General features: G+C 73.5%; 18 protein-coding genes. 6 read left to right on the forward strand and 12 right to left on the reverse strand.

The genetic code is table 11. The features are described 5' to 3' along the window. Positions 1–250: 250 nt before the first annotated feature. The gene (locus BSL84_RS14590; protein ID WP_075970502.1) at positions 251–1,621 is read right to left on the reverse strand and encodes a transcriptional regulator; all 1,371 of its coding nucleotides are present in this window, start codon (positions 1,619–1,621) and stop codon (positions 251–253) included. 236 nt (positions 1,622–1,857) lie between these two features. Here BSL84_RS14590 and BSL84_RS14595 point away from each other — a divergent pair, with 236 nt between their 5' ends. The 3 genes from BSL84_RS14595 (at position 1,858) to BSL84_RS14605 (ending at position 5,211) form a co-directional block, all read left to right on the forward strand. Then, positions 1,858–2,526 carry a bifunctional DNA primase/polymerase gene (locus BSL84_RS14595; RefSeq protein WP_234308569.1) on the forward strand — a complete coding sequence of 223 codons (669 nt, stop codon included), beginning with the start codon at positions 1,858–1,860 and terminating at the stop codon, positions 2,524–2,526. Positions 2,527–2,674: 148 nt separating this feature from the next. Then, positions 2,675–3,517 (forward strand): ABC transporter ATP-binding protein, encoded by an 843-nt coding sequence (locus BSL84_RS14600; protein WP_030031280.1) that lies wholly within the window; start codon positions 2,675–2,677, stop codon positions 3,515–3,517. Continuing rightward, on the forward strand, positions 3,514–5,211 hold the full coding sequence (locus tag BSL84_RS14605; RefSeq protein ID WP_234308570.1) for a transporter: 1,698 nt from the start codon (positions 3,514–3,516) through the stop codon (positions 5,209–5,211). The genes BSL84_RS14600 and BSL84_RS14605 overlap by 4 nt, the downstream gene beginning before the upstream one ends. Before the next feature lie 104 nt (positions 5,212–5,315). Here the strand turns inward: BSL84_RS14605 and BSL84_RS14610 are convergent, their stop codons facing one another. Both BSL84_RS14610 and BSL84_RS14615 read right to left on the reverse strand, forming a co-directional pair. Next, positions 5,316–6,191 (reverse strand): alpha/beta fold hydrolase, encoded by an 876-nt coding sequence (locus BSL84_RS14610; RefSeq protein ID WP_030031613.1) that lies wholly within the window; start codon positions 6,189–6,191, stop codon positions 5,316–5,318. Between the two features lie 294 nt (positions 6,192–6,485). Then, on the reverse strand, positions 6,486–7,178 hold the full coding sequence (locus tag BSL84_RS14615; protein WP_030031614.1) for a metal-dependent transcriptional regulator: 693 nt from the start codon (positions 7,176–7,178) through the stop codon (positions 6,486–6,488). A gap of 209 nt (positions 7,179–7,387) precedes the next feature. Between BSL84_RS14615 and BSL84_RS14620 the strand changes: the two genes are divergently transcribed. Next, positions 7,388–8,143, forward strand: coding sequence for an SIS domain-containing protein (locus BSL84_RS14620; protein WP_030031615.1), 756 nt, complete (start codon positions 7,388–7,390; stop codon positions 8,141–8,143). Here BSL84_RS14620 and BSL84_RS14625 read toward each other — a convergent pair. After that, a complete protein-coding gene (locus tag BSL84_RS14625; RefSeq protein WP_075970503.1) occupies positions 8,137–9,513 on the reverse strand; it encodes a PAS domain-containing protein in 1,377 nt (458 codons plus the stop codon). The two genes, BSL84_RS14620 and BSL84_RS14625, sit on opposite strands and share 7 nt — an antisense overlap. Positions 9,514–9,952: 439 nt before the next feature. Next, positions 9,953–10,615: a pyridoxamine 5'-phosphate oxidase gene (gene pdxH, locus BSL84_RS14630; protein WP_030027764.1), complete on the reverse strand. Its 663-nt coding sequence runs from the start codon at positions 10,613–10,615 to the stop codon at positions 9,953–9,955. Between the two features lie 200 nt (positions 10,616–10,815). Here pdxH and BSL84_RS14635 point away from each other — a divergent pair, with 200 nt between their 5' ends. Continuing rightward, positions 10,816–11,922, forward strand: coding sequence for a citrate synthase 2 (locus BSL84_RS14635; RefSeq protein WP_030027765.1), 1,107 nt, complete (start codon positions 10,816–10,818; stop codon positions 11,920–11,922). 58 nt (positions 11,923–11,980) lie between these two features. On the opposite strand, the gene BSL84_RS14640 is transcribed toward BSL84_RS14635, so the two are convergent. The 7 genes from BSL84_RS14640 to BSL84_RS14670 all read right to left on the reverse strand — a co-directional run bounded on the left by BSL84_RS14640 (position 11,981) and on the right by BSL84_RS14670 (position 21,118). Further along, positions 11,981–12,601, reverse strand: a complete 621-nt coding sequence (locus BSL84_RS14640) for a TetR/AcrR family transcriptional regulator (protein WP_075970504.1) — start codon at positions 12,599–12,601, stop codon at positions 11,981–11,983. Continuing rightward, complete coding sequence (locus BSL84_RS14645) at positions 12,589–13,326, reverse strand: enoyl-CoA hydratase family protein (protein ID WP_045323815.1); 738 nt, start codon at positions 13,324–13,326, stop codon at positions 12,589–12,591. The genes BSL84_RS14640 and BSL84_RS14645 overlap by 13 nt, the downstream gene beginning before the upstream one ends. Before the next feature lie 146 nt (positions 13,327–13,472). Beyond that, on the reverse strand, positions 13,473–14,633 hold the full coding sequence (locus tag BSL84_RS14650; protein ID WP_075970505.1) for an acyl-CoA dehydrogenase family protein: 1,161 nt from the start codon (positions 14,631–14,633) through the stop codon (positions 13,473–13,475). Then, positions 14,630–16,552 (reverse strand): biotin carboxylase N-terminal domain-containing protein, encoded by a 1,923-nt coding sequence (locus tag BSL84_RS14655; protein ID WP_045323817.1) that lies wholly within the window; start codon positions 16,550–16,552, stop codon positions 14,630–14,632. Before BSL84_RS14655 ends, BSL84_RS14650 begins: the two co-directional genes overlap by 4 nt. Before the next feature lie 8 nt (positions 16,553–16,560). Continuing rightward, a complete protein-coding gene (locus BSL84_RS14660; RefSeq protein ID WP_045323818.1) occupies positions 16,561–18,159 on the reverse strand; it encodes an acyl-CoA carboxylase subunit beta in 1,599 nt (532 codons plus the stop codon). Continuing rightward, entirely contained in the window at positions 18,156–20,237 is a 2,082-nt protein-coding gene (locus BSL84_RS34755) for an acyclic terpene utilization AtuA family protein (protein ID WP_079273200.1), read from the reverse strand. The genes BSL84_RS14660 and BSL84_RS34755 overlap by 4 nt, the downstream gene beginning before the upstream one ends. Then, positions 20,234–21,118, reverse strand: coding sequence for a TIGR03084 family metal-binding protein (locus BSL84_RS14670; protein WP_075970506.1), 885 nt, complete (start codon positions 21,116–21,118; stop codon positions 20,234–20,236). The genes BSL84_RS34755 and BSL84_RS14670 overlap by 4 nt, the downstream gene beginning before the upstream one ends. A 319-nt stretch (positions 21,119–21,437) precedes the next feature. On the opposite strand from BSL84_RS14670, the gene BSL84_RS14675 reads away from it, so the two are divergent. Further along, complete coding sequence (locus BSL84_RS14675) at positions 21,438–23,060, forward strand: CocE/NonD family hydrolase (protein ID WP_045323822.1); 1,623 nt, start codon at positions 21,438–21,440, stop codon at positions 23,058–23,060. Positions 23,061–23,721 lie beyond the last annotated feature (661 nt).

The raw sequence follows: 23,721 nt of genomic DNA on the forward strand, positions 1-23,721 counted from the left end.
CAGCCCCGCCGGCGTTTGAGGCACGGGCCCCGCGGCGGAGCCCCGGCACACACCCGACCACCACCGCCCCACCCAGCCCCGCCGCCCCACCCAGCCCCGCCGGCGTTTAAGGCGCGGGCCCCGCGGCGGAGCCCCGGCACACACCCGACCACCACCGCCCCACCCAGCCCCGCCGGCGATTGAGGCGCGGGCTCCGGGGCGGAGCCCCGGCATACGGGCCGGCCCGCCGGGGCACAGGCGCGGGGGGCCGTCAGGCGACCCGGGCGGCGAATTCGCGGACCGCCGCCTCCTCCCGGTACGGCTCCAGGCGGGTCCGGAAGTCGTGCAGGTACTCCGCGCCGCGGTTCGAGCGCAGCCCGTCCAGCAGTTCCGCCGCCTGCGTGGCCGTCCGGCAGGCTTGTTCCACCTCCCGCTGCTGCACCTGCGCCGACGCCAGCAGCAGCAGCCCGATGGCCCGGCGGCGGGCCTTGCCCGCCGGGAGGGCGCGCAGGGCCTCCTGCGCCTGCCGGGCCGCCGCGTCCCCCTGCCCCAGGTCCCGGTGGCAGTGGGCCAGCTCGTCCGCGAGGTACGCCTCGTCGAAGTGGCGGATCCACACCGGGTCGTCGCCCGACTCCGGCTCCGCCCGCTCCAGCGCGCTCACCGCCCGCGCGGACAGCACGCCCGTCGCCCGGCCGTCGCCGAGCAGCGCGTGCCCGCGCGCCTCGGCGGCGTAGTACATGGCCTCGACCCGCGGCGTGACCTGCCCGCGCGTCCCCTCCTGGGCGGCCCGCGCCAACTGGGCGATCTCCCGCGGGTTGCCGAGCTCGGCGGCGAGGTGGCTCATGGACGCCGCCAGCACGTAGCCGCCGTACGCCCGGTCGCCGGCCGCCTGGGCCAGCCGCAGCGCCTGGATGTAGTAGCGCTGCGCCAGGCCCGGCTGGCCCGTGTCGACCGCCATGTAGCCGGCGAGTTCGGTCAGCCGGGCCACCGCCGCGAAGAGGGCCCGCCCGACGGCTTCCCGGTAGGAGCCGCCGATCAGGCCGGACACCACCGAGTTGAGGTAGTGCACGACCACCGGCCGTACGTGGCCGCTGCCGAAGCGGTGGTCGAGGTCCTTGAGGGCGTCGGTGGTCGCCAGTACCGCCTCGACGTCCGGCATGCCGACCCGCGAACCGCCGCTGCGGGCGACCTGGGTGTCGGCGCCGGTGATGAGCCAGTCGCGGCTCGGTTCGACGAGCGCCGAGGCGGCCACGCTGGAACCGACGAGGAAGTCGCGGCGGCCGACGTCGCTGCGCCACAGCTCGCAGACCTGCTCGATGGCGCCGATGACGGTCGGGGAGAACTGCAGGCCGACGCCGGAGGCGAGGTTCTTGCCGTTGGCCATGCCGATCTCGTCGATGGTGACGGTCCGGCCTAGTTTGCGCCCCAGCGCCTCGGCGATGATTCCCGGTGCCCGGCCGCGCGGCTGCTGGCCGCGCAGCCAGCGGGCCACGGAGGTCTTGTCGTAGCGGAGATCGAGGCCGTGTTCGGCCCCGCACATGTTCACACGCCGGGCGAGCCCGGCATTGGAGCACCCGGCTTCCTGGATGAGCGCCTGCAGCCGTTCGTTCGGCTGGCGGGCGACGAGAGGCCTGGCTGCCATGAAAACCCCCTGCTGACCGCGGGTGTGATCCGTTGGAATGATCACTTCCCGCCTGATGTGCGGAGAATCTTCCGCTCTGCGTCGTGTCGCTACCCAGCAACAGCGCCCCGGCCTCCTACGCGCCCCCGCGCATGCATCAGTGCGCCCCGCATGCAGGATCGATGCTCCGCGCGCGTGCGGGTTTACGCCCGTAACCCCCGGTGACCCGGGCAGTTGTGATGGGCGTGGAAGAGACCATGGGAGTCACGGAGACCGCACCCATCCCCAAGCAGCGCGGCGAGCAGCTGCTGGACCATGCCGTGCGGTACGCGGAAGAACGGCACTGGGATGTCTTCGCCGGCACCTGGTTGGAGCCCGGGGACGGCCGGGAGCTGTGCTCCTGCGGGGCCGCGGACTGCCCGGCGCCGGGCGCGCACCCGGCGGTGAAGGACTGGGCGGCGCACGCCACCGGCAGCGCGGTGCAGGTGCGCCGGGTGTGGGGCAAGCACCCGCAGGCGTCGATCCTGCTGCCGACGGGCCGGACCTTCGACGCGCTGGACGTGCCGGAATCGGCCGGCTTCCTGGCGCTGGCCCGGCTGGAGCGGATGCAGCGCACGCTCGGGCCGGTCACGCTGACGCCCGATCACCGGATGCTGTTCTTCGTCCTGCCGGGCGCCGGCGCCAAGGTCGCGGACCTCGTGCGCAAGCTGGGCTGGACGCCGTCCGCGATCGACCTGGCCGCCCGTGGCGAGGGCGAGTACGTCGCCGCGCCGCCCACCCGTTTCGGCGGACGGGGCGCGGTGCAGTGGGCGCGCCGGCCCACTCCCGCGAACCGGTGGCTGCCGGACACGGAGGAGCTGATCGACGCGCTGGCGTACGCGTGCGGCAGCGAGGCGGCGGCGGAACGCAGGCGGCGCCAGGGCTGACCCCGGGCTGACCTCGGCTGACTCGGGCTGACCCCGCGCGATGACAAGCCGACCGGGAACTCATGACATACGTAACTGCTGAGGCCTGCGCCCCTCCTCCTATCGTGAAGGAGGAACGACCAAGGGGGACGCGATGAGAGGCAGCCGCATGCCGGACCGGGACGACGCGACGGGTGGAACGGACAGGACGGACGGTGCGCGCACCGCGCCGTCCGCCGTGCGTGTGGAAGGTCTGTGGAAGCGGTTCGGCGAGCAGGTCGCCGTCGCCGGCATCGACCTGGAGCTGCCCGCGGGGAAGTTCATCGGCCTGGTGGGACCGAACGGCGCGGGCAAGACGACCACGCTGTCGATGGTGACCGGCCTGCTGCGGCCCGACATGGGGCGGGTCGTCGTCGCGGGGCACGACGTGTGGGCCGACCCGGCCGAGGTGAAGGCGCGGATCGGCGTACTGCCCGAGGGGCTGCGGCTCTTCGAGCGGCTGTCGGGACGCGAACTGCTCGGCTACATGGGCCGCCTGCGCGGACTGCCGGGCGACGAGACCGACAAGCGGGCGACGCAGCTGCTGGACATCCTCGACCTCGCCGGGTCGCAGCACAAGCTGGTCGTCGACTACTCGACCGGCATGCGGAAGAAGATCGGGCTGGCCGCGGCGCTGCTGCACAACCCCGAAGTGCTCTTCCTGGACGAGCCTTTCGAGGGCGTCGACCCGGTGTCGGCCCAGACCATCCGCGGGGTGCTGGAACGTTACACCGCGTCCGGTGCGACGGTCGTCTTCTCCTCCCACGTGATGGAGCTCGTCGAGTCGCTGTGCGACTGGGTGGCCGTGATGGCCGCCGGCCGGATCCGCGCCGCGGGCCCGCTGGCCGACGTACGGGGCTCCGCGCCCTCCCTGCAGGCCGCCTTCCTCGAACTGGTCGGCGCGCACGGGCGGGACACCTCCGGGGACGCGCTGGACTGGCTCGGCGGCAACTCCGCGGCGGTCACCCGATGAGCGCTCCCGCCACCTCGGCCGGGGCGTCCGGCGCCCCCGGCGCACCCTCGGGCGTGTCCGGCGCGGCCGGGATCGCCGCGGGCCGGGCCGCCTCCGCGGCGCCGCTCGCGCTCACCCCGATCTTCGTCCGCATCAAGCTCTCGCTGCTGCGCAACGGCCTGAAGGGTTCCTCGAAGCGCAAGGCCGCCTACTTCTCGACGCTGGCCTTCGCGCTGCTGGTCGGCGGCTTCATGACGCTCGGCCTGGGCCTGCTGCGCGGCCACGCGCAGGCGGGCACCGCGGTCGTGCTGCTGGCCGCGATCCTGGCGCTCGGCTGGGCCTTCATGCCGCTGTTCTTCCCCACGGGGGACGAGACGCTGGACCCGAGCCGGCTGGTGATGCTGCCGCTGCGGCCGCGTCCTCTCGTCACGGCCCTGCTGGCGTCGTCGCTCGTCGGCATCGGGCCGCTGTTCACGCTGTGCCTGGCGGTCGGTTCGGTCGTGGCCGTCGCGCGCGGCGCGGCCGGCGCTGTGGCCGCGGTGGTGGCCGTACCGCTCCTGCTGCTCGGCTGCGTGATCCTCGCGCGGGCCGTGGCGACGGCCAACGTACGGCTGCTGACCAGCCGTAAGGGCCGTGACCTGGCGCTGCTCAGCGGTCTGGTCATCGCGGTGGGCGCGCAGCTCGCCAACTTCGCCAGCCAGAGCCTCTTCCAGTCCGGCGGCCTGGCGACGCTGGAGCCCGTCTCGGCGGTGGTGCGGTGGCTGCCGCCGGCGACCGCCGTCGGCATGGTGGACTCCGCGAGCGAGGGCGCGTACGGCCGGGCGGCCGCCCAGCTGGTCCTGACGCTGGCCGCACTGGCCGGCCTGCTGTGGTCCTGGGAGCGCAGCCTGACCCGGCTGATGGTGACGGCGGACGGCTCCACGATCTCGGCCTCGGGGCCGGTCAAGGACCGCGGCGGCGCCGGCGGCGGCTTCTGGTCGCTGCTGCCCTCGGGCCGGACGGGCGCCTCCATGCAGCGTGCCCTGCGCTACGTCGTACGGGACCCCAAGACGAAGTCGGCCTGGGTGACCGCGCTGGCGATCGGCCTGATCGTGCCCGTCTTCAACGCGCTGCAGGGAACCGGGTCGGTCTACCTCGGCAGCTTCGGCGCGGGCATGCTCGGCGTGCAGATGTACAACCAGTTCGGGCAGGACACCTCCGCCTTCTGGATGGTCGCGCAGACCATCTCCGGCCCCCGCGACGCGTACGTGGAGCTGCGCGCCCGTGCCCTGGCGCTGGGCCTGGTCACCCTCCCGTACACGGTCCTGGTGACGGTGGTCACCGCCGCGCTGCTGGACGACTGGCAGGGCTTCCCCGCGGCCGTGGGCGTGGCCCTGGCGCTGCTGGGCTCGATGCTGTGCACCGGGGCCCTGGCCTCGGCCCGCTTCCCGTACTCCATCCCGACGGAGGGCGCGTTCAAGAACGTCGCCCCGGGGCAGGGCGGGCTCGCCTGGGGCGGGATCCTCGGCGGGATGCTGGTGTCGGCGTTGGTGTGCGCGCCGGTGATCGCCCTGGCGGTGTGGCTGAACACGGCCGGGAACCGGGACGTGTCCTGGATCCTGCTCCCGGTCGGCGTGGCCTGGGGCTGGCTTGCGGCCTGGGTGGGCCTGCGCCTCGCGGCGCCGACGGTGGCGCGCAAGCTGCCGGAGATCCTCTCGGCGGTGAGCAAGGGCTGACGGCCCGGGACGCGGCCGGAGGGGCCGGCTTCCGCACCTCACGGGGGGGGTGCGGAAGCCGGCCTGTCCGGCTGCGGGCGGGTGGCCGGGGTCGGGGGTTGGGGTCAGGGGGCGGGGGCCGGGATGTCGTCCAGGAAGGGCTCCAGGACGGCGCGCCAGGCGGCCGGTTGGTCGTAGTGGAGGTAGTGGCCGGCGTCCGGGATCTCCGCGTAGCGGCCGGCGGGGAGGACGCGGACCATCTCCTGGGCCTCGGCGCGGCCCAGTTCCCCGTCGAGGCCGCGAACGACCAGCGTCGGGCAGCGGACCTGGGCCAGCTCCTCCCAGTGGGCGTCGTGGACCCACGTCTCGCGGGCCGTCAGCATCTGGCGGCGGGAGAAGAGCGGCCGCCAGCCGTCCGCGGACTGGTGCATGACCTCGGCGAAGAAGGCGCCGCGGCCGGGGTCGGGGCGCTCCACTCGGGGGTCGTCCGCGCCGAACCAGCGGCGGGCCGCGTCCTGGGTGGGGAAGGGGAGCGGCCAGAGGCGGAACCAGTCCTCCCACTCGCGTTGGGAGGCCGCGCCGAGGGCCGAGGCGCGCATGTCGCAGATGACGAGGGCCGCAACCAGGTCCGGGCGGCGAGCGGCGAGCTGCCAGGCGGTGAGGGCGCCCATGGAGTGGCCGATGAGGGTGACGGGGGCGAGGTCGAGCTGCTCGACGGCTGCTTCCGCGTCGGCGACGAAGGCCTCGCGGCCCAGGGTGGTGTGCGGGGCGGCTCCGGGGGGCGGGCGGTCGCTGTGGCCGTGGCCGCGCTGGTCCAGGGCGACGACGCGGCGGCGCTCGCCGAGCCAGTGGGCGGTGCCGGCCCAGTGGGAGGCGCGGCCCATCAGCCCGTGCAGTAACAGGACGCCGGGGCGGGAGTCTGCTTCGGGGACCGGTTCTCGGAACTGCCAGGCGGCAAGACGGACGCCTTCGGCCCCTGTCACATCGATGCGCTGTACCACCGCAGATGCACCCCCTTCGCTCCCCGCCAGACTATCGAACCCCTATTCGAAAACGGGGTTCTCGCCCACAACACCGCTCTTTCGAGTGACCTTGCTCAAGGATTGGCCGCCGCTGCCGATGGAGATCCTTTCAACAGGGAGGCGGGCCGCTCGGGGAAGACGGTCCGTTGGGGAAGACCTTGAGAGCTCGGGGCTCCAGGTCACACAGGGGAGGACCGGTCCCGGCGCCGCGAGGCGCCGGGACCGCCCACACAACGGCCGATCACCGAGAAGTCGGGCCTGCGGGCCGAAGGATCAGCGCTTGGCCACGAACACGTGCGAGGCGATGTCGGCCTCCAGCTCGGCGGCCTCACCACCGCTGCCGACCAGCACACCCCCCGGGGACTCGGTCACGCTCACCACCGAGCCGGGCTGCACGCCCGCCCGCCGCAGCGTGTACATCAGCTGGGCGTCCGTCTGGATCGGCTCCCCGATGCGCCGCACGACCACCGTCTTGCCCTCCGTGCCCGGGTCGAGCTCGGACAGGCTGATCATGCCGTCCTCCAGGAACTGCTCGGCCTCGGCCTTCTCGCCCAGCTCCTCAAGCCCCGGGATCGGGTTCCCGTACGGCGACTCGGTCGGGTGGCGCAGCAGCTCCAGCACCCGCCGCTCCACCGCCTCGCTCATCACGTGCTCCCACCGGCAGGCCTCGGCGTGCACCTGCTCCCACTCCAGACCGATGACGTCGACGAGCAGGCACTCGGCGAGCCGGTGCTTGCGCATCACGCGCGTCGCCAGCCGCCGGCCCTCGTCCGTCAGCTCCAGGTGCCGGTCCGTGGCCACGGCCACCAGGCCGTCGCGCTCCATGCGCGCCACCGTCTGGCTCACCGTCGGCCCGCTCTGGTCCAGCCTCTCGGCGATCCGGGCGCGCATGGGGACCACGCCTTCCTCTTCCAGCTCAAGGATGGTGCGGAGATACATCTCCGTGGTATCGATCAGTCCGGACATTCGTGCCCCTCGGATTGCGTGCGCTGGCCCTGTCCCCAATTCTGACGCATCGGGCGGACAACCGTCCCGTGCCATGGGCCGAGAACGGCCCCCGGACGTCCCCCGGCCCGCCGGGCCCGGGACGGACGCCGTATTGACACGCCCTTGGTCCAGACCGCACGGTGAGCGGCGACACGGACGCACCCCACCTCCGGAAGGGCCTTCGGCGTATGAGCGAGAGCAAGCTGGCCGGTCAGTTCTTCGACGCCGCCATCGGCCTCCTGGAGCGGGTCCGGGACGAGGAGGCCCCGCGCATCGCCGAGGCCGGCACCCTCATCGCCGACGCCGTCGCCGCCGGCAACCGGCTCTTCGCCTTCGGCGCCGGCCACTCCTCACTGCCCGCCCAGGACGTCGTCTACCGGGCCGGCGGCCTGGCCCTGATGAACTTCCTCGCCGTACCCGGCACCGCCGGCGTCGACGTCATGCCCGCCACCCTCGGCAGCGCACTGGAACGCGTCGACGGCCTCGCCGGCGCCGTCCTCGACAGCAGCCCCGCCTCCGACGGCGACGTCCTGGTGATCATCTCCCTGTCCGGGCGCAACGCCCTGCCCGTCGAGATGGCCATGAACGCCCGCGCCGTCGGCCTCAAGGTCATCGGCGTCACCTCGGTCGCCTACGCCACCGGCACCCGCTCACGGCACGTCTCGGGCACCTTCCTCAAGGACCACTGCGACATCGTCCTCGACAGCAAGATCGCCGTCGGTGACGCCGAGCTCAGCATCGACGGAATCGACGCCCCCTTCGCTCCCGCCTCCACGGTCGTCACCAGCGCGATCATGCAGGCGGTCATGGCCACCGCCGCCGGTGAACTCGCCGCCCGCGGCATGGAACCCCCGCTCCTGCGCTCGGGCAACGTCGACGGCGGCCACGAATGGAACGGCCGCGTCATGCAGGAGTACGGCGACCGGATCTTCTTCCGTCACTGAGGGGCCGCCCCGGCGCCGGCACCCGGGCCCGGACCGTGGCCCGCCGCCCCGGCGCCCGCGGCCCCGGCGCCCGCCGCCGCCAGGTCCAGGTCCGCCGCCACGCGCGCCGCGACCTCCTCCGCGTACGCGGCGTCCGCACGCTCGAACGCCGGCCGCGACGGCCCGCGCAGGAACGTCAGCACCCCCAGGGTCCGCCCCCGGCTGCGCAGCACCGCGCACAGCCCGTGCGCCGCGCCCTCGGGCCACTGCCGGGCCCGCGCCCACTCCGCGTCCGCCTCCCCGCGCGGGCCGCTGGTACGCACCGAGCCGATCCGGTCCAGCGCCTGCAGCGCCGGGTGCCCGGCCGCGTACCGCACGGGGATCGAGCCGGGCCCCGGCAGCGCGGGCGGCGACGCGGCACACCGTACGAGCCTGCGCCGCTCGGTGTCGGCCGCCGGGGCCAGTACGTCCAGCAGCGCGTGCTCGGCGAAGCCCGCGAGCGCGAAGTCCAGGCGCACACCGGCCGCCTCCGCCGGGTCCTCGCACTCGGCGGCGGCCCGCCCCGCCCGGTGCAGCTGATGGGACCGGAACCGTGCCTGCGCGGTGTCGAGCTGCTCCTGCCGGGCCTCGGTGACGTCCTGGAGCAGCCAGCCGACACCCAGCGGCACCGGCTCCTCCGCGAGCGGCGAAGCCAGCCGCAGGAACCCGCAGCGCCAGCACCGGCGCCGTACGCCCTCCGCCGTGCGCACCGACACCCACATCTCCACGGGCGCCGGCGGCGCCCCCTCCGCGAGCACGTGCTGCAGCGCACCCTCCAGCTCCTCCACCCCCTGGGCCAGCAGCTCTCCGAGGGGCCGGCCGAGCAGGGCGGTGCGGCCGGTCCCGAAGGCCCGCGCGGCGTGCACGTTGACCACCGCGGGCCGCAGGTCGACGTCCACGAGGACGACGCCCCAGGAGGCGTCCTCCATCAGGGCCTCGCTCAACGCGATGGACCGCTCCAGGTCGATCTGCGCGTGCACCTCGCTGAAGGCGCAGTACACCCCCGCGGGCGAGCCGTCTGCGCCCGGCACCCCGGCGGACTGCGTCCGCACGAGAACGCGCCCGCCGTCCTTGGTGAGCAGGGCGAACTCGTGGACCTGGCGCCCGGGCACCTGCTGGGCGGACATCAGTCTGTCCTGCACGTCCTGCGCGTCGGCGGCCCGTACCGCCCAGCCCTCGAAGCCCTTGCGCCCCACGGCCTCCGCGGCCGACCAGCCCAGGATCCGCTCGGCCTCACGGTTCCAGTGGGTGATCACGCCGTCGGAGTCGAAGGCGCACAGCGCGGCGTCCATCCCGTCCAGCAGCGCGGCGAGCAGGTCGTCGGTGGTCTCGTCACGTCCGGAAGCACTCACCTGGAACCCCCAGCAGGTGTTCGCGTATGCGGCACGTCAGATCATTGAACTCGAACGTGACCCACACCACACCGGTTTCGCCGGATTGGGGACGCGAAATCCGGTCAGGGTCCGCGCCCCTCCCCCTCCGTGGCCGCACGACCACCCGCCGGGAGCGGGAAACAAATCGGTTGTGGCCGCCGGTCTGCCTGCCTAGGCTCTGAGACACACTGAAAGGAGGTGATCCCGGAAATGTACGAACTCCGGACGCGTGAGGTGGCTGCGGGCTAGGGCCCGTCGTCAGTAGCGCACCCAGTGCGGTGCCCGGCGGATCGCCCGGCGCCAATCCCAAGCAGTCACCCGACCCGCGGGCTCGCCGGTACGTCCGGCCGGCTCCTCTCACTGCAGGAGAGGAACCCGAGCCCGCGGGTCGTCTGCGTTTACCGCCGCGGACACTCCGTTAAGGGCAGAGCCTCTCCAGGCGCCACTTGCCGCCTTCCAGCACGTAGTGCAGCCGGTCGTGCAGCCGGTTCTCGTGCCCCTGCCAGAACTCGACCTCCTGCGGCACCACCCGCAGCCCGCCCCACTCCGGCGGGACGGGGACCTGCTCGCCCTCCGGATAGCGCTCCGTGAGCTCGGCGTAGCGGCGGTCCAGCTCCTCGCGGGAGCCGATCACGCTCGACTGCTCGCTGGCCCACGCGCCCAGCTGCGAGCCGTGCGGCCGGGACCGGAAGTACGCCGCCGTCTCGTCGCGGCCGATACGGGACGCCGTGCCGGTGACGATCACCTGGCGGGCGATCGGGTGCCAGGGGAACAGCAGCGCGACCTGCGGGTTCGCGGCGAGCTCCCGGCCCTTGCGGGACGCGTAGTTGGTGAAGAAGACGAAGCCCCTGCTGTCGAACTGCTTCAGCAGCACCGTGCGCGAGCTGGGCCGCCCGTCGGGGGTGGCCGTCGAGACGACCATGGCGTTCGGTTCGAAGAGGTGCGAGTCGGCCGCCTGCTGGAACCACCGGGCGAACTGCTCCATGGGGTCCTCGGCGAGGCTCACCTCGTGGACGATCTCCGAGCGGTACTGCTTGCGCATCATGGCGGGGTCAATGTCCTGATCGGTCACGCCAGCCATCCTGCCGCAGGTGGACCGGTGACGGTGTGCCGTATGTCACGCTTCCGCAGCCGGGGCGGAGCCGCCAAAATCTTGGGGCCGGTCCGAAGGCCCCCGCACGGGTGACCATCGGCCGTGCCGGGCATCAACGGGGATGACCGCGCCGGACCGCGAGTCACGCCGGGAGCCGCGCGTGTTCGCACTATCTGAGGAGCCGCCTGATGTCCGACTTCGTACCCGGGCTCGAAGGGGTCGTCGCGTTCGAGACGGAGATCGCCGAACCCGACAAGGAAGGCGGATCGCTCCGCTACCGGGGTGTCGACATCGAAGACCTCGTCGGCCACGTCTCCTTCGGGAACGTCTGGGGACTGCTGGTCGACGGTGCTTTCAACCCCGGCCTGCCGGCCGCCGAGCCCTTCCCCATCCCGGTCCACTCCGGGGACATCCGCGTCGACGTGCAGTCCGCGCTCGCGATGCTCGCCCCCGTGTGGGGCCTGAAACCGCTCCTGGACATCGACGTGCAGACCGCCCGCGACGACCTCGCGCGCGCGGCCGTCATGGCGCTCTCGTACGTCGCCCAGTCCGCCCGCGGCCAGGGCCTGCCCATGGTCCCGCAGCGCGAGATCGACAAGGCCGAGTCCGTCGTCGAGCGCTTCATGATCCGCTGGCGCGGTGAGCCGGACCCCAAGCACGTCAAGGCCGTCGACGCCTACTGGACCTCCGCCGCCGAGCACGGCATGAACGCCTCCACCTTCACCGCACGCGTCATCGCCTCCACCGGCGCCGACGTGGCCGCCGCGCTCTCCGGCGCCGTCGGCGCCATGTCGGGCCCGCTGCACGGCGGCGCGCCGTCCCGCGTGCTCGGCATGATCGAGGAGATCGAGCGCACCGGCGACGCCGTCGCGTACGTGAAGAAGGCCCTCGACAAGGGCGAGCGCCTGATGGGCTTCGGGCACCGCGTCTACCGCGCCGAGGACCCCCGCGCCCGCGTGCTGCGGCGCACCGCCAAGGAACTGGACGCCCCGCGCTACGAGGTGGCCGCCGCGCTGGAGAAGGCCGCCCTGGAGGAGCTGCACGCGCGCCGCCCCGACCGGGTGCTCGCCACCAACGTGGAGTTCTGGGCCGCGATCATGCTGGACTTCGCGGAGGTCCCGGCGCACATGTTCACATCGATGTTCAGCTGCGCCCGTACCGCGGGCTGGTCGGCGCACATCCTGGAGCAGAAGCGCACGGGCCGCCTGGTGCGCCCGTCCGCCCGCTACACCGGGCCGGGCCGACGCAACCCGCAGGAGATCGAGGGCTACGCCGACATCGCCGACACCGCCTGATCCCCGTAGGACGCGCAGGGCGCCGTACCCCCTCCCGGGGTGCGGCGCCCGCCGCGTTTCAGGTCAGCGTCGCGTCGAGGATCCGGGACCACTGGGCCACGACACGGGCCCGGCGGGCGGCGTCGTCGGTCAGGACGTTCGCCAGACCGAGACCGCGAGCCATGTCCAGGAGGCCCTGCACGGTCTCCCGTACGCCCGGTACGGACTCGTCGGCGCCCAGCAGTTCGACGGCGATGCGGTGGGTCTCGCGGCCGACCCGGGCCTCCAGCTCGGTGACCCGCGGACGCAGCTGCTCCTCGTTGGAAGCGGCGACCCACAGCTGGAGCGCGGCCCGGAACAGGGTACCGGTGTACAGGTCGACCAGCGCCTCCACCACGGCCGGGCGGGCGGCCGGACCCGCGTGGAAGAGGTCGCGCAGGGCGGTGGAGCGTTCCTCGGCGACGTACTCGACGGCGGCGGTGAACAGGTCCTCGCGGGTCGGGAAGTGGTGCTGGGCCGCCCCGCGGGAGACGCCGGCGCGCTCGGCGACGGCGGAGACGGTGGAGCCGGCCCAGCCGTGCTCGGCGAGGCAGGACACGGCCGCCTCCAGCAGGTGGCGGCGCGTGACACGGCTGCGCGCCTGCTTTGGGCCGGTGCCGACCGCGGCGGCGGGCGTGGAGCTGTCGGTCACAGGGCCCATGACGGGTCCCGGCGCTCGAAGCGGGCGGTGATGCCCTCGCGGGCCTCGGCGGAGGCGAAGTGGTGCGCCGACAGTTCGGTGAGGACGACGCCGTCGCGGGCGAGGGCCGCGCGCACGGGGGCGCTGACCAGCCGCTTGGTCGCGGCGAGCGCCTGGGGGCCGGCCTTGCGCAGGCCCGCGAGGACGGGCGCCAGGATCTCGTCGACGTCGTCCCCGTGGAGGGTGAGCAGGCCGATCCGCGCGGCCTCTGCGGCGTCGAACGCCTCGGCGGTCAGGAGGTACCGGGCCGCGGCGCGCGGGTCCAGGCGGGGCAGGAGCGGTGCGGAGATGACGGCGGGGACCACGCCCAGGTGGGTCTCCGTGAAGGCGTACGACGACTTCGGCCCCGCGGCGGCGATGTCGCAGACGCCGAGCAGGCCGAGGCCGCCGGCCCGGACATGGCCGGTGACGCGGGCGACGACGGGCTTGGGCAGCTCGGCGACCTCCCGCAGCAGGGCGACGAAGTCGGCCGGGTCGAAGGGGGACTTGAGGTCGGCCCCGGAGCAGAACGTGCCGCCGGTGTGGGTGAGGACGACGGCACGCACGTCCGGGTCGTCCCCGGCCGCGGCGAGCGCGGCGCGCAGCTCGGCGACGAGCGCCGCGGAGAGGGCGTTGCGGTTGGCCGGGGAGTCGAGGGTGACGGTGGTGACTCCGGCCGCCGTTGTGGCGTGGACGGGTGTGGCCATGGCTCCTCCGGAGCGGTGGGCGGTGGTGGGGGGCCTCGGGTTGGAGCGTATGTCCTCCCGGGGGTGGCGGATCCGACGGCCCGGGGCCCCCGCCGTTGCCGGGCTCTGCCCGGCATACGGCGGCGAGCCGAGCAGCCCGCAGGGGGTCAGTAGGACTTGGGGAGGCCCAGTGTCTGGTGGGAGACGAAGTTCAGGATCATCTCGCGGCTGACCGGCGCGATCCGGGCCACGCGGGACGCGGTGATGAGGGAGCCGAGCCCGTACTCGCGGGTGAGGCCGTTCCCGCCGAGGGTGTGGACGGCCTGGTCCACGGCCCGCACGCACGCCTCCCCCGCCGCGTACTTCGCCATGTTCGCGGCCTCGCCCGCGCCCATGTCGTCTCCCTCGTCGTAGAGGTGGGCCGCCTTGGACATCATCAGGCGGGCCAGTTCCAGTTCGATGTGGGCCTGGGCCAGCGGATGGGCGACGGCCTGGTGCGCGCCGATCGGTTCCTTCCAGACCTGGCGGGTCTTCGCGTACTCGACGGCCCGTGCCAGGGCGTAGCGGCCCATGCCGATGGCGAAGGCGGCGGTCATGATGCGTTCGGGGTTGAGGCCGGCGAAGAGCTGGAGGAGGCCGGCGTCCTCGTCGCCGACCAGTGCGGAGGAGGGTAGGCGGACCGCGTCCAGGGTCAGTTCGAACTGCTTCTCCGCGGCCTGGAGTTCCATGTCGATGACACTGCGGCCGAAGCCGGGGGTGTCGCGCGGCACGATGAACAGGCACGGCTTGAGGCGGCCGGTCCGGGCGTCTTCGGTGCGGCCGACGATGAGGGTGGCGTCGGCGATGTCGACGCCGGAGATGAAGACCTTGCGGCCGGTGAGGATCCAGTCGTCGCCGTCGCGGCGGGCGGTGGTGGTGATGCGGTGGGAGTTGGAGCCCGCGTCGGGTTCGGTGATGCCGAAGGCCATGCGGCGGCTGCCGTCGGCGAGGCCGGGGAGCCAGGTCCGCTTCTGCTCGTCGGTGCCGAAGCGGGCGATGACGGTGCCGCAGATGGCGGGCGAGACGACGAGCATGAGCAGGGGGCAGCCGGCGGCGGCCAGCTCTTCGAGGACGATGGAGAGTTCGGTGATGCCGCCGCCTCCGCCGCCGTGCTCTTCGGGGAGGTTGACGCCCAGGTAGCCGAGCTTCGCGGCGTCGGCCCACAGTTCGTCGGGGTGGCCGCCCTCGCGGGCGAGGCGGGTGACGTACTCGCGGCCGTAGCGCTGTCCGAGGGCGGCGACGGCGGTGCGCAGGGCTGTGTGTTCGGCGGTTTCGATGGTGGAGCTCATGGCTGCGGTTCCTCCTGGACTACGGCGAGCAGGGCGCCGAATTCGACCTGTTGGCCGGTGACGGCGTGGAGCGCGGTGAGCGTGCCGGAGGCCGGGGCGAGGATGCGGTGCTCCATCTTCATGGCTTCCAGCCAGAGCAGTGGCTGCCCGGCGATGACGGGGCTGCCGGGGGCGAGGCCGTCGGCGACGCGGACGACGGTGCCGGGCATGGGGGCGAGCAGGGAGCCCGGTTCGGTGCGGTCCTGCGGGTCGGGGAACCGGGGGACGGGGGTGAGGGTGTGGGCTCCGAGCGGGGAGTCGACGTAGACCTCGGTGTTGTTCGAATTTCGTTTCACGTGGAACATCCGGCGGATGCCGTCGACTTCGAGGGTGACGAGGTGCCGTTCGGCGGACAGGAGTCGAACGCCCGGGTGGTCGAGGGGGTGGTACTGGACCTCGTACTCGGTGCCGGCGGAGGTGTAGCGGCGGGTCTGCGGCTGGGAGCGGAGGTTGCGCCAGCCGCCGAGGCGGGCGGCGAGGGGTGCTTCCGGGGCGGGGGCGGCCTCCGCGAGGGCGGCGGCGAGGGCGGCTGTACCTGCGTCGGGGGTGACCTCGGTGAGGGCGGCGAGGTGGCGGTCGTAGAAGCCGGTGTCGAGTTGCGCGGCGGTGAAGTCGGGGTGGCGCAGGGAGCTTACGAGGAGGTCGCGGTTGGTGGTGAGGCCGTGGATACGGGCCCCGGCGAGGGCGTGGGCGAGGGCGCGCAGGGCCTCGGCGCGGGTGGGGGCGTGGGCGACGACCTTGGCGAGCATGGGGTCGTAGTGGATGCCGACGGTGTCGCCGTCGGTGAAGCCGGTGTCGACGCGGACCCGGCCCGGGATGTCGAGGGTGTGCAGGACGCCGGTCTGGGGGCGCCAGTCCTGGGCGGGGTCTTCGGCGTAGAGGCGGGCCTCGACGGCGTGGCCGGTGGGCTGCGGGGGTGACAGGGGCAGGGCGGCGCCCTCGGCGACGCGGAGTTGCAGGGCGACGAGGTCGAGGCCGAACACGGCTTCGGTGACGGGGTGTTCGACCTGGAGGCGGGTGTTCATCTCCAGGAAGTACGGGCGTCCGTCGGCGGTGACGAGGAACTCGACGGTGCCCGCACCCCGGTAGGAGACGGCTCGGGCGGCGGCGACGGCCGCGGTGTGGAGGCTTTCGCGCAGGGTTTCGGGCAGGCCGGGTGCCGGGGCCTCCTCGATGACCTTCTGGTGGCGGCGCTGGAGGGAGCAGTCACGGGTGCCGAGGGCCCAGACGGTGCCGTGGGCGTCGGCGAGGATCTGCACCTCGACGTGGCGGCCGCGTTCGACGTAGGGCTCGGCGAACACCTCGCCGTCGCCGAAGGCTGAGGCGGCCTCGGCGGACGCGGTGTGGAGGGCTTCCCTGAGGGCGTCCAGGTCGCGGACCACGCGCATGCCGCGGCCGCCTCCGCCGGCCGCCGCCTTCAGCAGGAGGGGCAGGTCGGCGGGGGTGGCGGTGGCCGGGTCGACGGGGTCGAGGAGCGGAACGCCGGCGGCGCGCATCAGTTCCTTGGCCCGGGTCTTGGAGGCCATGGCGTCGATGGCCTCGGGAGGCGGGCCGATCCAGGTCAGGCCGGAGTCCTGGACCTGGCGGGCGAAGTCGGCGTTCTCGGAGAGGAAGCCGTAGCCGGGGTGGACGGCGTCGGCTCCGGCGGCGAGGGCGGCCTTGATGACCAGGTCGCCGCGCAGGTAGGTGTCGGCGGGGGCCGCGCCCGGCAGGCGGACGGCCGCGTCGGCGACTCGGACGTGCAGGGCGTCGGCGTCGGGGTCGGAGTGGACGGCGACGGTGGCCAGGCCCAGGTCGCGGGCGGTACGGAAGATCCGTACGGCGATCTCGCCCCGGTTGGCGACGAGCAGGGAGCTGATCGGAGAGGTCTGAGGGGTCATGTGCGGGCTCACATCCGGAAGACGCCGAAGCCGCCGCGGGCGCCCTCGACGGGGGCGTTGTGGACGGCCGACAGGCACAGGCCGAGGACGGTACGGGTGTCGCGCGGGTCGATGACCCCGTCGTCGTACAGCCGCCCGGACAGGAACATGGGAAGGGACTCGGACTCGATCTGCGCCTCGACGAAGGCCCGCATCCCGGCGTCCTGTTCCTCGTCGTACGGGAGTCCCCTGGCGGCGGCGGACTGCCGGGACACGATGGAGAGGACCCCGGCGAGCTGTTGGGGGCCCATGACGGCGGACTTGGCGCTGGGCCAGGCGAAGAGGAAGCGGGGCTCGTAGGCGCGGCCGCACATGCCGTAGTGGCCGGCGCCGTAGCTGGCGCCGACGAGCACGGACAGGTGCGGGACCTTGGAGTTGGAGACGGCGTTGATCATCATCGAGCCGTGTTTGACGATGCCGCCCTGCTCGTATTCCTTGCCGACCATGTAGCCGGTGGTGTTGTGGAGGAAGAGGAGCGGGATGTCGCGCTGGTTGGCGAGCTGGATGAACTGCGCCGCCTTCTGGGACTCGGCGCTGAACAGCACGCCCTGGGCGTTGGCGAGGATGCCGACCGGGTAGCCGTGGAGGGTGGCCCAGCCGGTGACGAGGCTGGTGCCGTAGAGCGGCTTGAACTCGTCGAAGTCGGAGGCGTCGACGATGCGGGCGATGACCTCGCGCGGGTCGAAGGGGGTCTTCAGGTCGGGCGGGACGATCCCGAGGAGTTCTTCCGGGTCGTAGAGGGGCTCCTCGGCCTTCGGCGGGTCCTGGTACGGCTTGCGGTGGTTCAGGCGGGCCACGATGCGGCGGGCCTGGCGGATGGCGTCGTACTCGTCGAGGGCGTAGTGGTCGGCGAGTCCGGACGTGCGGGCGTGCATGTCGGCCCCGCCCAGGGACTCGTCGTCGCTCTCCTCGCCGGTGGCCATCTTGACGAGGGGCGGACCGCCGAGGAACACCTTGGACCTGTCTTTGATCATGACGGTGTGGTCGGACATGCCGGGGATGTACGCGCCGCCGGCGGTGGAGTTGCCGAAGACGACGGCGACGGTCGGGATGCCCTCGGCGGACAGGCGCGTGAGGTCGCGGAAGATCGCGCCGCCCGGGATGAAGATCTCCTTCTGGGAGGGCAGGTCTGCGCCGCCGGACTCCACGAGGCTGATGACGGGGAGGCGGTTCTGCCGGGCGATCTCGTTGGCCCGCAGCGCCTTCTTCAGCGTCCAGGGGTTGCTGGCGCCGCCCCGGACGGTGGGGTCGTTGGCGGTGACCAGGCATTCGACGCCTTCGACCGTTCCGATGCCGGTGACCATGGACGCGCCGACGGGGTAGTCGCTGCCCCAGGCGGCGAGCGGGGACAGCTCCAGGAACGGCGTGTCTGGGTCGAGAAGCAGCTCGACGCGTTCGCGCGCCAGGAGCTTGCCGCGCTTCTTGTGGCGGGCCGTGTACTTGTCCCCGCCGCCCTGCAGGGCCTTGGCGTGCTCGGCGTCGAGGGCGTCGAGGCGTTCCAGTGCGGCCGTACGGGCGCTGGCGTGCTCCGGGGTATGGGGGTCGACGGTGGTGCGCAGTCGGGTCATGGGCCGGTCCCCTCCGGGGCGTGTGCGGGGCCCTGGGCGGGCGGCGTGGTGGATACGGGGCCCTGGGCGGGCGGCGTGGTGGCGGGTCGGGCGGGGGCCCGGGCGGGCCTGGTGTGGGGCGGGGGTGGCAGGAGGTCGGCCGGGATGTCGAGGTGGCGGGCGCGCAGCCATTCGCCGAGGGCCTTCGCCTGGGGGTCGAAGCGGTGGCCGGAGGCGACGCCGTCGCCGAGGATGCCGGTGACGGTGAAGTTCAGGGCGCGGAGGTTGGGAAGTTCGTGCCGTTGCACGGCGAGGCCGCGGGTCTCGGGGAGCAGGGCTCGGAACCGGTCGACGGTGAGGGTGTCGCGTAGCCAGTACCAGGCGGGGGCGGACTCGGCCCACACGCCGACGTTGGCGTCGCCGCCCTTGTCGCCGCTGCGGGCCCCGACCAGCGCCCCCAGGGGGGCGCGGACGGTCTCCCGGGGCTCCGCCCCGGACCCGGCGGGGGCTGCGCCCCCGACCCCTTCGGGGGCTCCGCCCCCGGACCCCCGCGCCTCAAACGCCGGCGAGGCTGAAAGAGCGGCGGGCTCCGCACGGATGGGCGGGGGCGGGGCAACCGACGCCGGAGCGGCTGAAACAGCGACCGGCTCCGCACCGACGGGCGGGGGCGGGGCAACCGACGCCGGAGAGGCTGAAACAGCGACCGGCTCCGCACCGACGGGCGGGGGCGGGGCAACCGACGCCGGAGAGGCTGAAACAGCGACCGGCTCCGCACCGACGGGCGGGGGCGGGGCAACCGACGCCGGAGAGGCTGAAACAGCTGGCGGGATAGGGATGTGGGTGCCGTTCGGAAGGACCGCGGTGTGGGGGATCTCGGTCGCCGGGGCGAAGGTGGAGGCGAAGACGCCGTAGGGCTGGGCCGGGCCCGGCGGGGTGGTGACGTGGAAGCCCGGGTAGCTGCCCAGGGCCAGTTCGACGGCCGCCGAGGTCAGGGCACGGCCGACCCGGTCGGGGGACGTGTCGCGGACCACCAGGCGCAGCAGGGCGCTCGCCGTCTCCTCCGTGTCGGCGTCCTCGTGGTCGGTACGGGCCAGGGTCCAGGCGGCGTCGGCGACACCCTCCAGGGTCTCGGCGAGCTGGGCGCGGACGAGGTCCGCCTTCGCCTCGACGTCCAGGCCGGTCAGGACGAAGACCACCTCGTTGCGCCAGCCGCCGATCCGGGTCACGCCCACCTTGAGGGTGGACGGCGGCTGCTCACCGCGTACTCCCGAGATCCGTACGCGGTCGGGGCCGTCGTCGGTGAGCCGGACCGTGTCCAGGCGGGCGGTCACGTCCGGGCCCGGATAGCGCACGCCCTGGGTCTCGTAGAGGAGTTGGGCGGTGACCGTGCCGGCCGAGACCACCCCTCCCGTCCCCGGGTGCTTGGTGATGACCGCCGAGCCGTCCTCGGAGATCTCCGCGAGCGGGAAGCCCGGCCGACGGACGTCGTGGGCGGTGAAGAAGGAGTAGTTGCCGCCGGTGGCCTGGGTGCCGCATTCCAGGACATGGCCCGCGACCACCGCTCCCGCCAGCCGGTCGTGGTCGTCCGGCGACCAGTCGAACCACCAGGCCGCCGGGCCGCTGACGAGCGCGGCGTCCGTGACGCGGCCGGTGACGACCACGTCCGCGCCGGCCCGCAGGCAGGCCGTGATCCCGGCGCCGCCGAGGTAGGCGTTGGCCGTCAGGGCGCCGTCCTCGCGGGCGGTGACGTCGTCGCCCTCGACGTGGGCCACCGAGACGGGTACGCCCACCTTGGCGGCCAGTGCCCGTACCGCGTCGGCGAGTCCGGCGGGGTTGAGGCCGCCCGCGTTGGTGACGATGCGTACGCCCCGCTCGTGCGCGAGCCCGAGCCCTTCCTCCAGCTGGCGCAGGAAGGTCTTGGCGTAGCCGAGGTCCGGGTCCTTCAGGCGGTCCCGGCCCAGGATCAGCATGGTCAGCTCGGCGAGGTAGTCCCCGGTCAGCACGTCCAGCGGGCCGCCGGTGAGCATGTCGCGCAGGGCGCTGAAGCGGTCGCCGTAGAAGCCGGACGCGTTGCCGATGCGCAGCGGCCGGCGGCTCATCGTCCGGCCCCCGCTTCCCGCCCGGCGTCCACTTCCCGCCCGGCCTCCGGCTCGCGTACCGCCTCCGCCTGCCGCCCGGCGCCCGGCTCGCGCCCCGCGCCCGTCGGGCCGGCGAAGGCCTGGGCGATGTCCAGCCAGCGGTCGGTGTCGGGGCCGGTCGCGGTCAGGGCGAGGTCGGCCCGGTGCGCCCGCTGAGTCACCAGCAGGCAGAAGTCGAGGGCCGGGCCGGTGATCCGCTGCGCGGCCTCCGGCGGCCCGTACACCCACACCTCCGCACCGTCGGGCGCGGTCAGCTCGACCCGGAACTCCCCATCGGGCGCGGGCAGTCCGCGTACGGCGTAGGCGTAGTCGCGGGCGCGTACGCCGATCCGGGCCACATGCCGCAGCCTCGCGGTCGGGGTGCGGCGCACGCCGAGCGCGTCGGCGACGTCCTGGCCGTGCGCCCAGGTCTCCATCAGGCGGGCACTGGCCATCGACGCGGCCTTCATCGGCGGCCCGTACCAGGGGAAACGGATGTCCGGCGGGGCCTCGGCAAGCGCCTGCGCGAGTGCGCCGCGCGTCTCGCGCCAGCGGGTGAGCAGTTCGGCGGGCGGCTGCGCCGCCCCCTCCCGCGCGCCGTCGTCGACGAAGGAGTCGGGGGCTTTCAGCGCCTCCTGGACCATGTGGCCGAAGCCGGCGGTGTCGGTGAGGGACAGCAGCGACGCGCGGTCGGTCCAGTGCAGATGGGCGATCTGGTGGGCGATGGTCCAGCCGGGTGCGGGCGTGGGCCGGGCCCAGTCCGGGCCGGGCAACCGCTCGACGAGGGCGTCGAGTTCCCGCCCCTCCTCGCGCAGATCTGTGAAGACGGCGACGGCGTCGTCGACGGCGGACGGATCGGGCACGGTGCGCTCCCCTTCTCGGCGTGAGGGGAAGACTGGCAGCACCCATGAAAACAATCAAGCACGCTTGCATGATTTTCTCGAACGGATGACACCTTCCCGCCACCCCCGCCAAACCCACCCGATCCACGGCCAGTTGATCCACATCCGCGCCGACCGCAGGTCTCGCCGCGCGAAGACACCGAGGACCACAGCGGGCGATTCCGGCCGTAAGCCCGAAACCCGCGATACGTCACCGGATGTCCCGTCGATACTGAACGCTCCGCTCCGGGCCCGGGCGGGCGCCCACGTTCGTGTCACTCGACCAAGAGGATGAACTGACGTGACTCCAGCCGCCCAACCCCCCTTCTCCCTCTATCCCGAACTCGACGCGACCGCCCTCGGCGCCTTCGTCTCCGCACTGGAGAGCGGCGACGTCACCGGCCTGCCGCCCGCCCGCGCCGCCGAGGTCGCCGAGGCGCGCGCCCTCACCGTCTTCACCCGCGCCAAGGTCACCGGCGCCGACGGCGACCTCCTCGACGCGGCGCTCTGGCGGCACACCGGGGCCCAGCCTCGCCCGGTGATCGTCATGCCGTCGCCGTGGACCAGCCTGGGCTGGCTCGCGTACGCCGTCCAGGCCACCCTCTTCGCCGCCCGCGGCTACAACGTCCTCGCCTACTCCGCGCGCGGCTTCGCCGGGTCCGAAGGGCAGGTCGAGGTGGCCGGCCCGCTCGACATCGCCGACGGCAGCCGCGCCCTGGACCACGTGATCGAGCGCTCCACCGGGCCCGTGACGAGGGTCGGCTTCCTCGGGGACTCGTACGGCTCCGGCATCAGCCAGCTCGTCGCCGCGCACGACACCCGCGTCGACGCCGTCGTCGCGCTCAGCACGTGGGGCGACCTCGGGGAGGCCTTCCACGAGAACTCCACCCGCCACGTCGCGGCCGTGCAGGCGCTGCTCAAGGCGGCCGCGAAGGCCCGGCTGAGCCCGCAGACGCAGAGCGTCTTCGACAACGTGCTCACCGGCAGGGACATCCGGGGCGTCCTGCGCTGGGCCGAGGTCCGCTCGCCGTTCTCCCACGTCAAGGAGCTCAACCGCCGCCAGGTGCCCGTCTTCTTCTCGCACGCCTGGCACGAGACGCTCTTCCCGGCGAACCAGACACTGCGGATGTTCAACGAACTGACCGGGCCGAAGCGCCTGGCCCTCTCCATAGGCGACCACTCTGGCCCCGAGATGTCAGGTGTCCTCGGCCTGCCCAACCGGATCTGGACGGACGCCCACCGCTGGTTCGACCACCACCTCAAGGGCGTCGACAACGGCATCGACGGCGAGGGCCAGTTCGTCGGCGAGGTCATGTGGAGCAGAACCCTCGAATCCCGCCCCACCTGGCCGTCCGCCACCGAACACCTACAGCGATTCCACCTCGCCGACGGCGGCGAACTCGGCCCGGACGCGGAGGCCGGCTGGACGGCGACCGTGCTGTGCGGGATGGACACCCCGGCGACCGTCGCCGACAAGGTCGTGCAGTCCGGGTACGCGGAGATGGCCGGCCGCCCGAAGGCCTACCTGACGGAGGACATCGACCGCACCGTCGCCGCCGTCTGGACCGCCGACCCGGCCGCGGAGACCGTCCGGCTGCGCGGCACGCCCAGGCTCCGCGTGACCTACCGGGCGGCCAACCCCGGTTCCACCTTCGTCGCGTACCTCTTCGACACGGCCCCTGACGGCACGGCCCACCTGATCACCCACGCGCCGTTCAGCGACCTGGAGTCCCCGCCCGACAGCCTGATCAGCGCGGACATCGATCTTCAGGCCACGGCGTACGACGTGCAGCGCGGCCACCGCCTGATGCTGGTGATCGACGCCCGCGACCCCTTCTACGCCGATGCCAACCTGCCCCGCGCGACGCTGGCGTTCACCTCCCCGGAGGCGACGCCGTCGTACCTGGAACTCCCCCTCGGCTGATGCCGTACGCCCGCCCAGCCGGTCCCCCGCGGCCGTCCGGGCGGGCGCACGCTCCCCAGATGACGCACGCCGAACCCCTCCGGTTGCGGGTTGCGGGTACGGGTTCGGGGTGGGGTGGGGGTGGAGAGGTGCGGGGCGGGGCGGGGGGCGCGGCTTCGGGGGCGGGGTCCCGCAGGGGCGGGGTCAGGAGGCGCGGCGGTGGCTTCGGGGGGCGGGGTCCACTCGGGCGGGGTCGGTGAGGTTCTGGGGGTTTCCCGTCAGTCCCATCGTCTCTCCGCGTCGGGCCGGCCCGTCAAGGGCGCTCCCGTTGGTCGCGTCACTTCGTGAGGGCCTTCGGCCCCCCTTGACCGACCGTCCCGCCACGGAAATCCGAAAGACTGCCGGGAAGCCCCCAGAGGAACGGGCCGGCCATCAAGACATCCCTCGGGGAGGTCGGCGCCGCGCACCCGGATCCAGGAGCGCGTCAAATCGCTACGCGCTCCTGCCCGACGGCGTCAGCGAGCCCCACGGGCTGGACATAGGCCCGCCATCGATCGCTACGCGCTTCTGCCTGACGGCGTCTGCCAGCCCCTGTGGCTGGGCATAGGCCGCCCCAGATCGCTACGCGCTTCTCCATCACGCGTCCGCGAGCCTCTTGGGCTAGGCATAGGCCGCCATCGAT

Source organism: Streptomyces sp. TN58 (genome assembly GCF_001941845.1).
GTDB lineage: Bacteria > Actinomycetota > Actinomycetes > Streptomycetales > Streptomycetaceae > Streptomyces.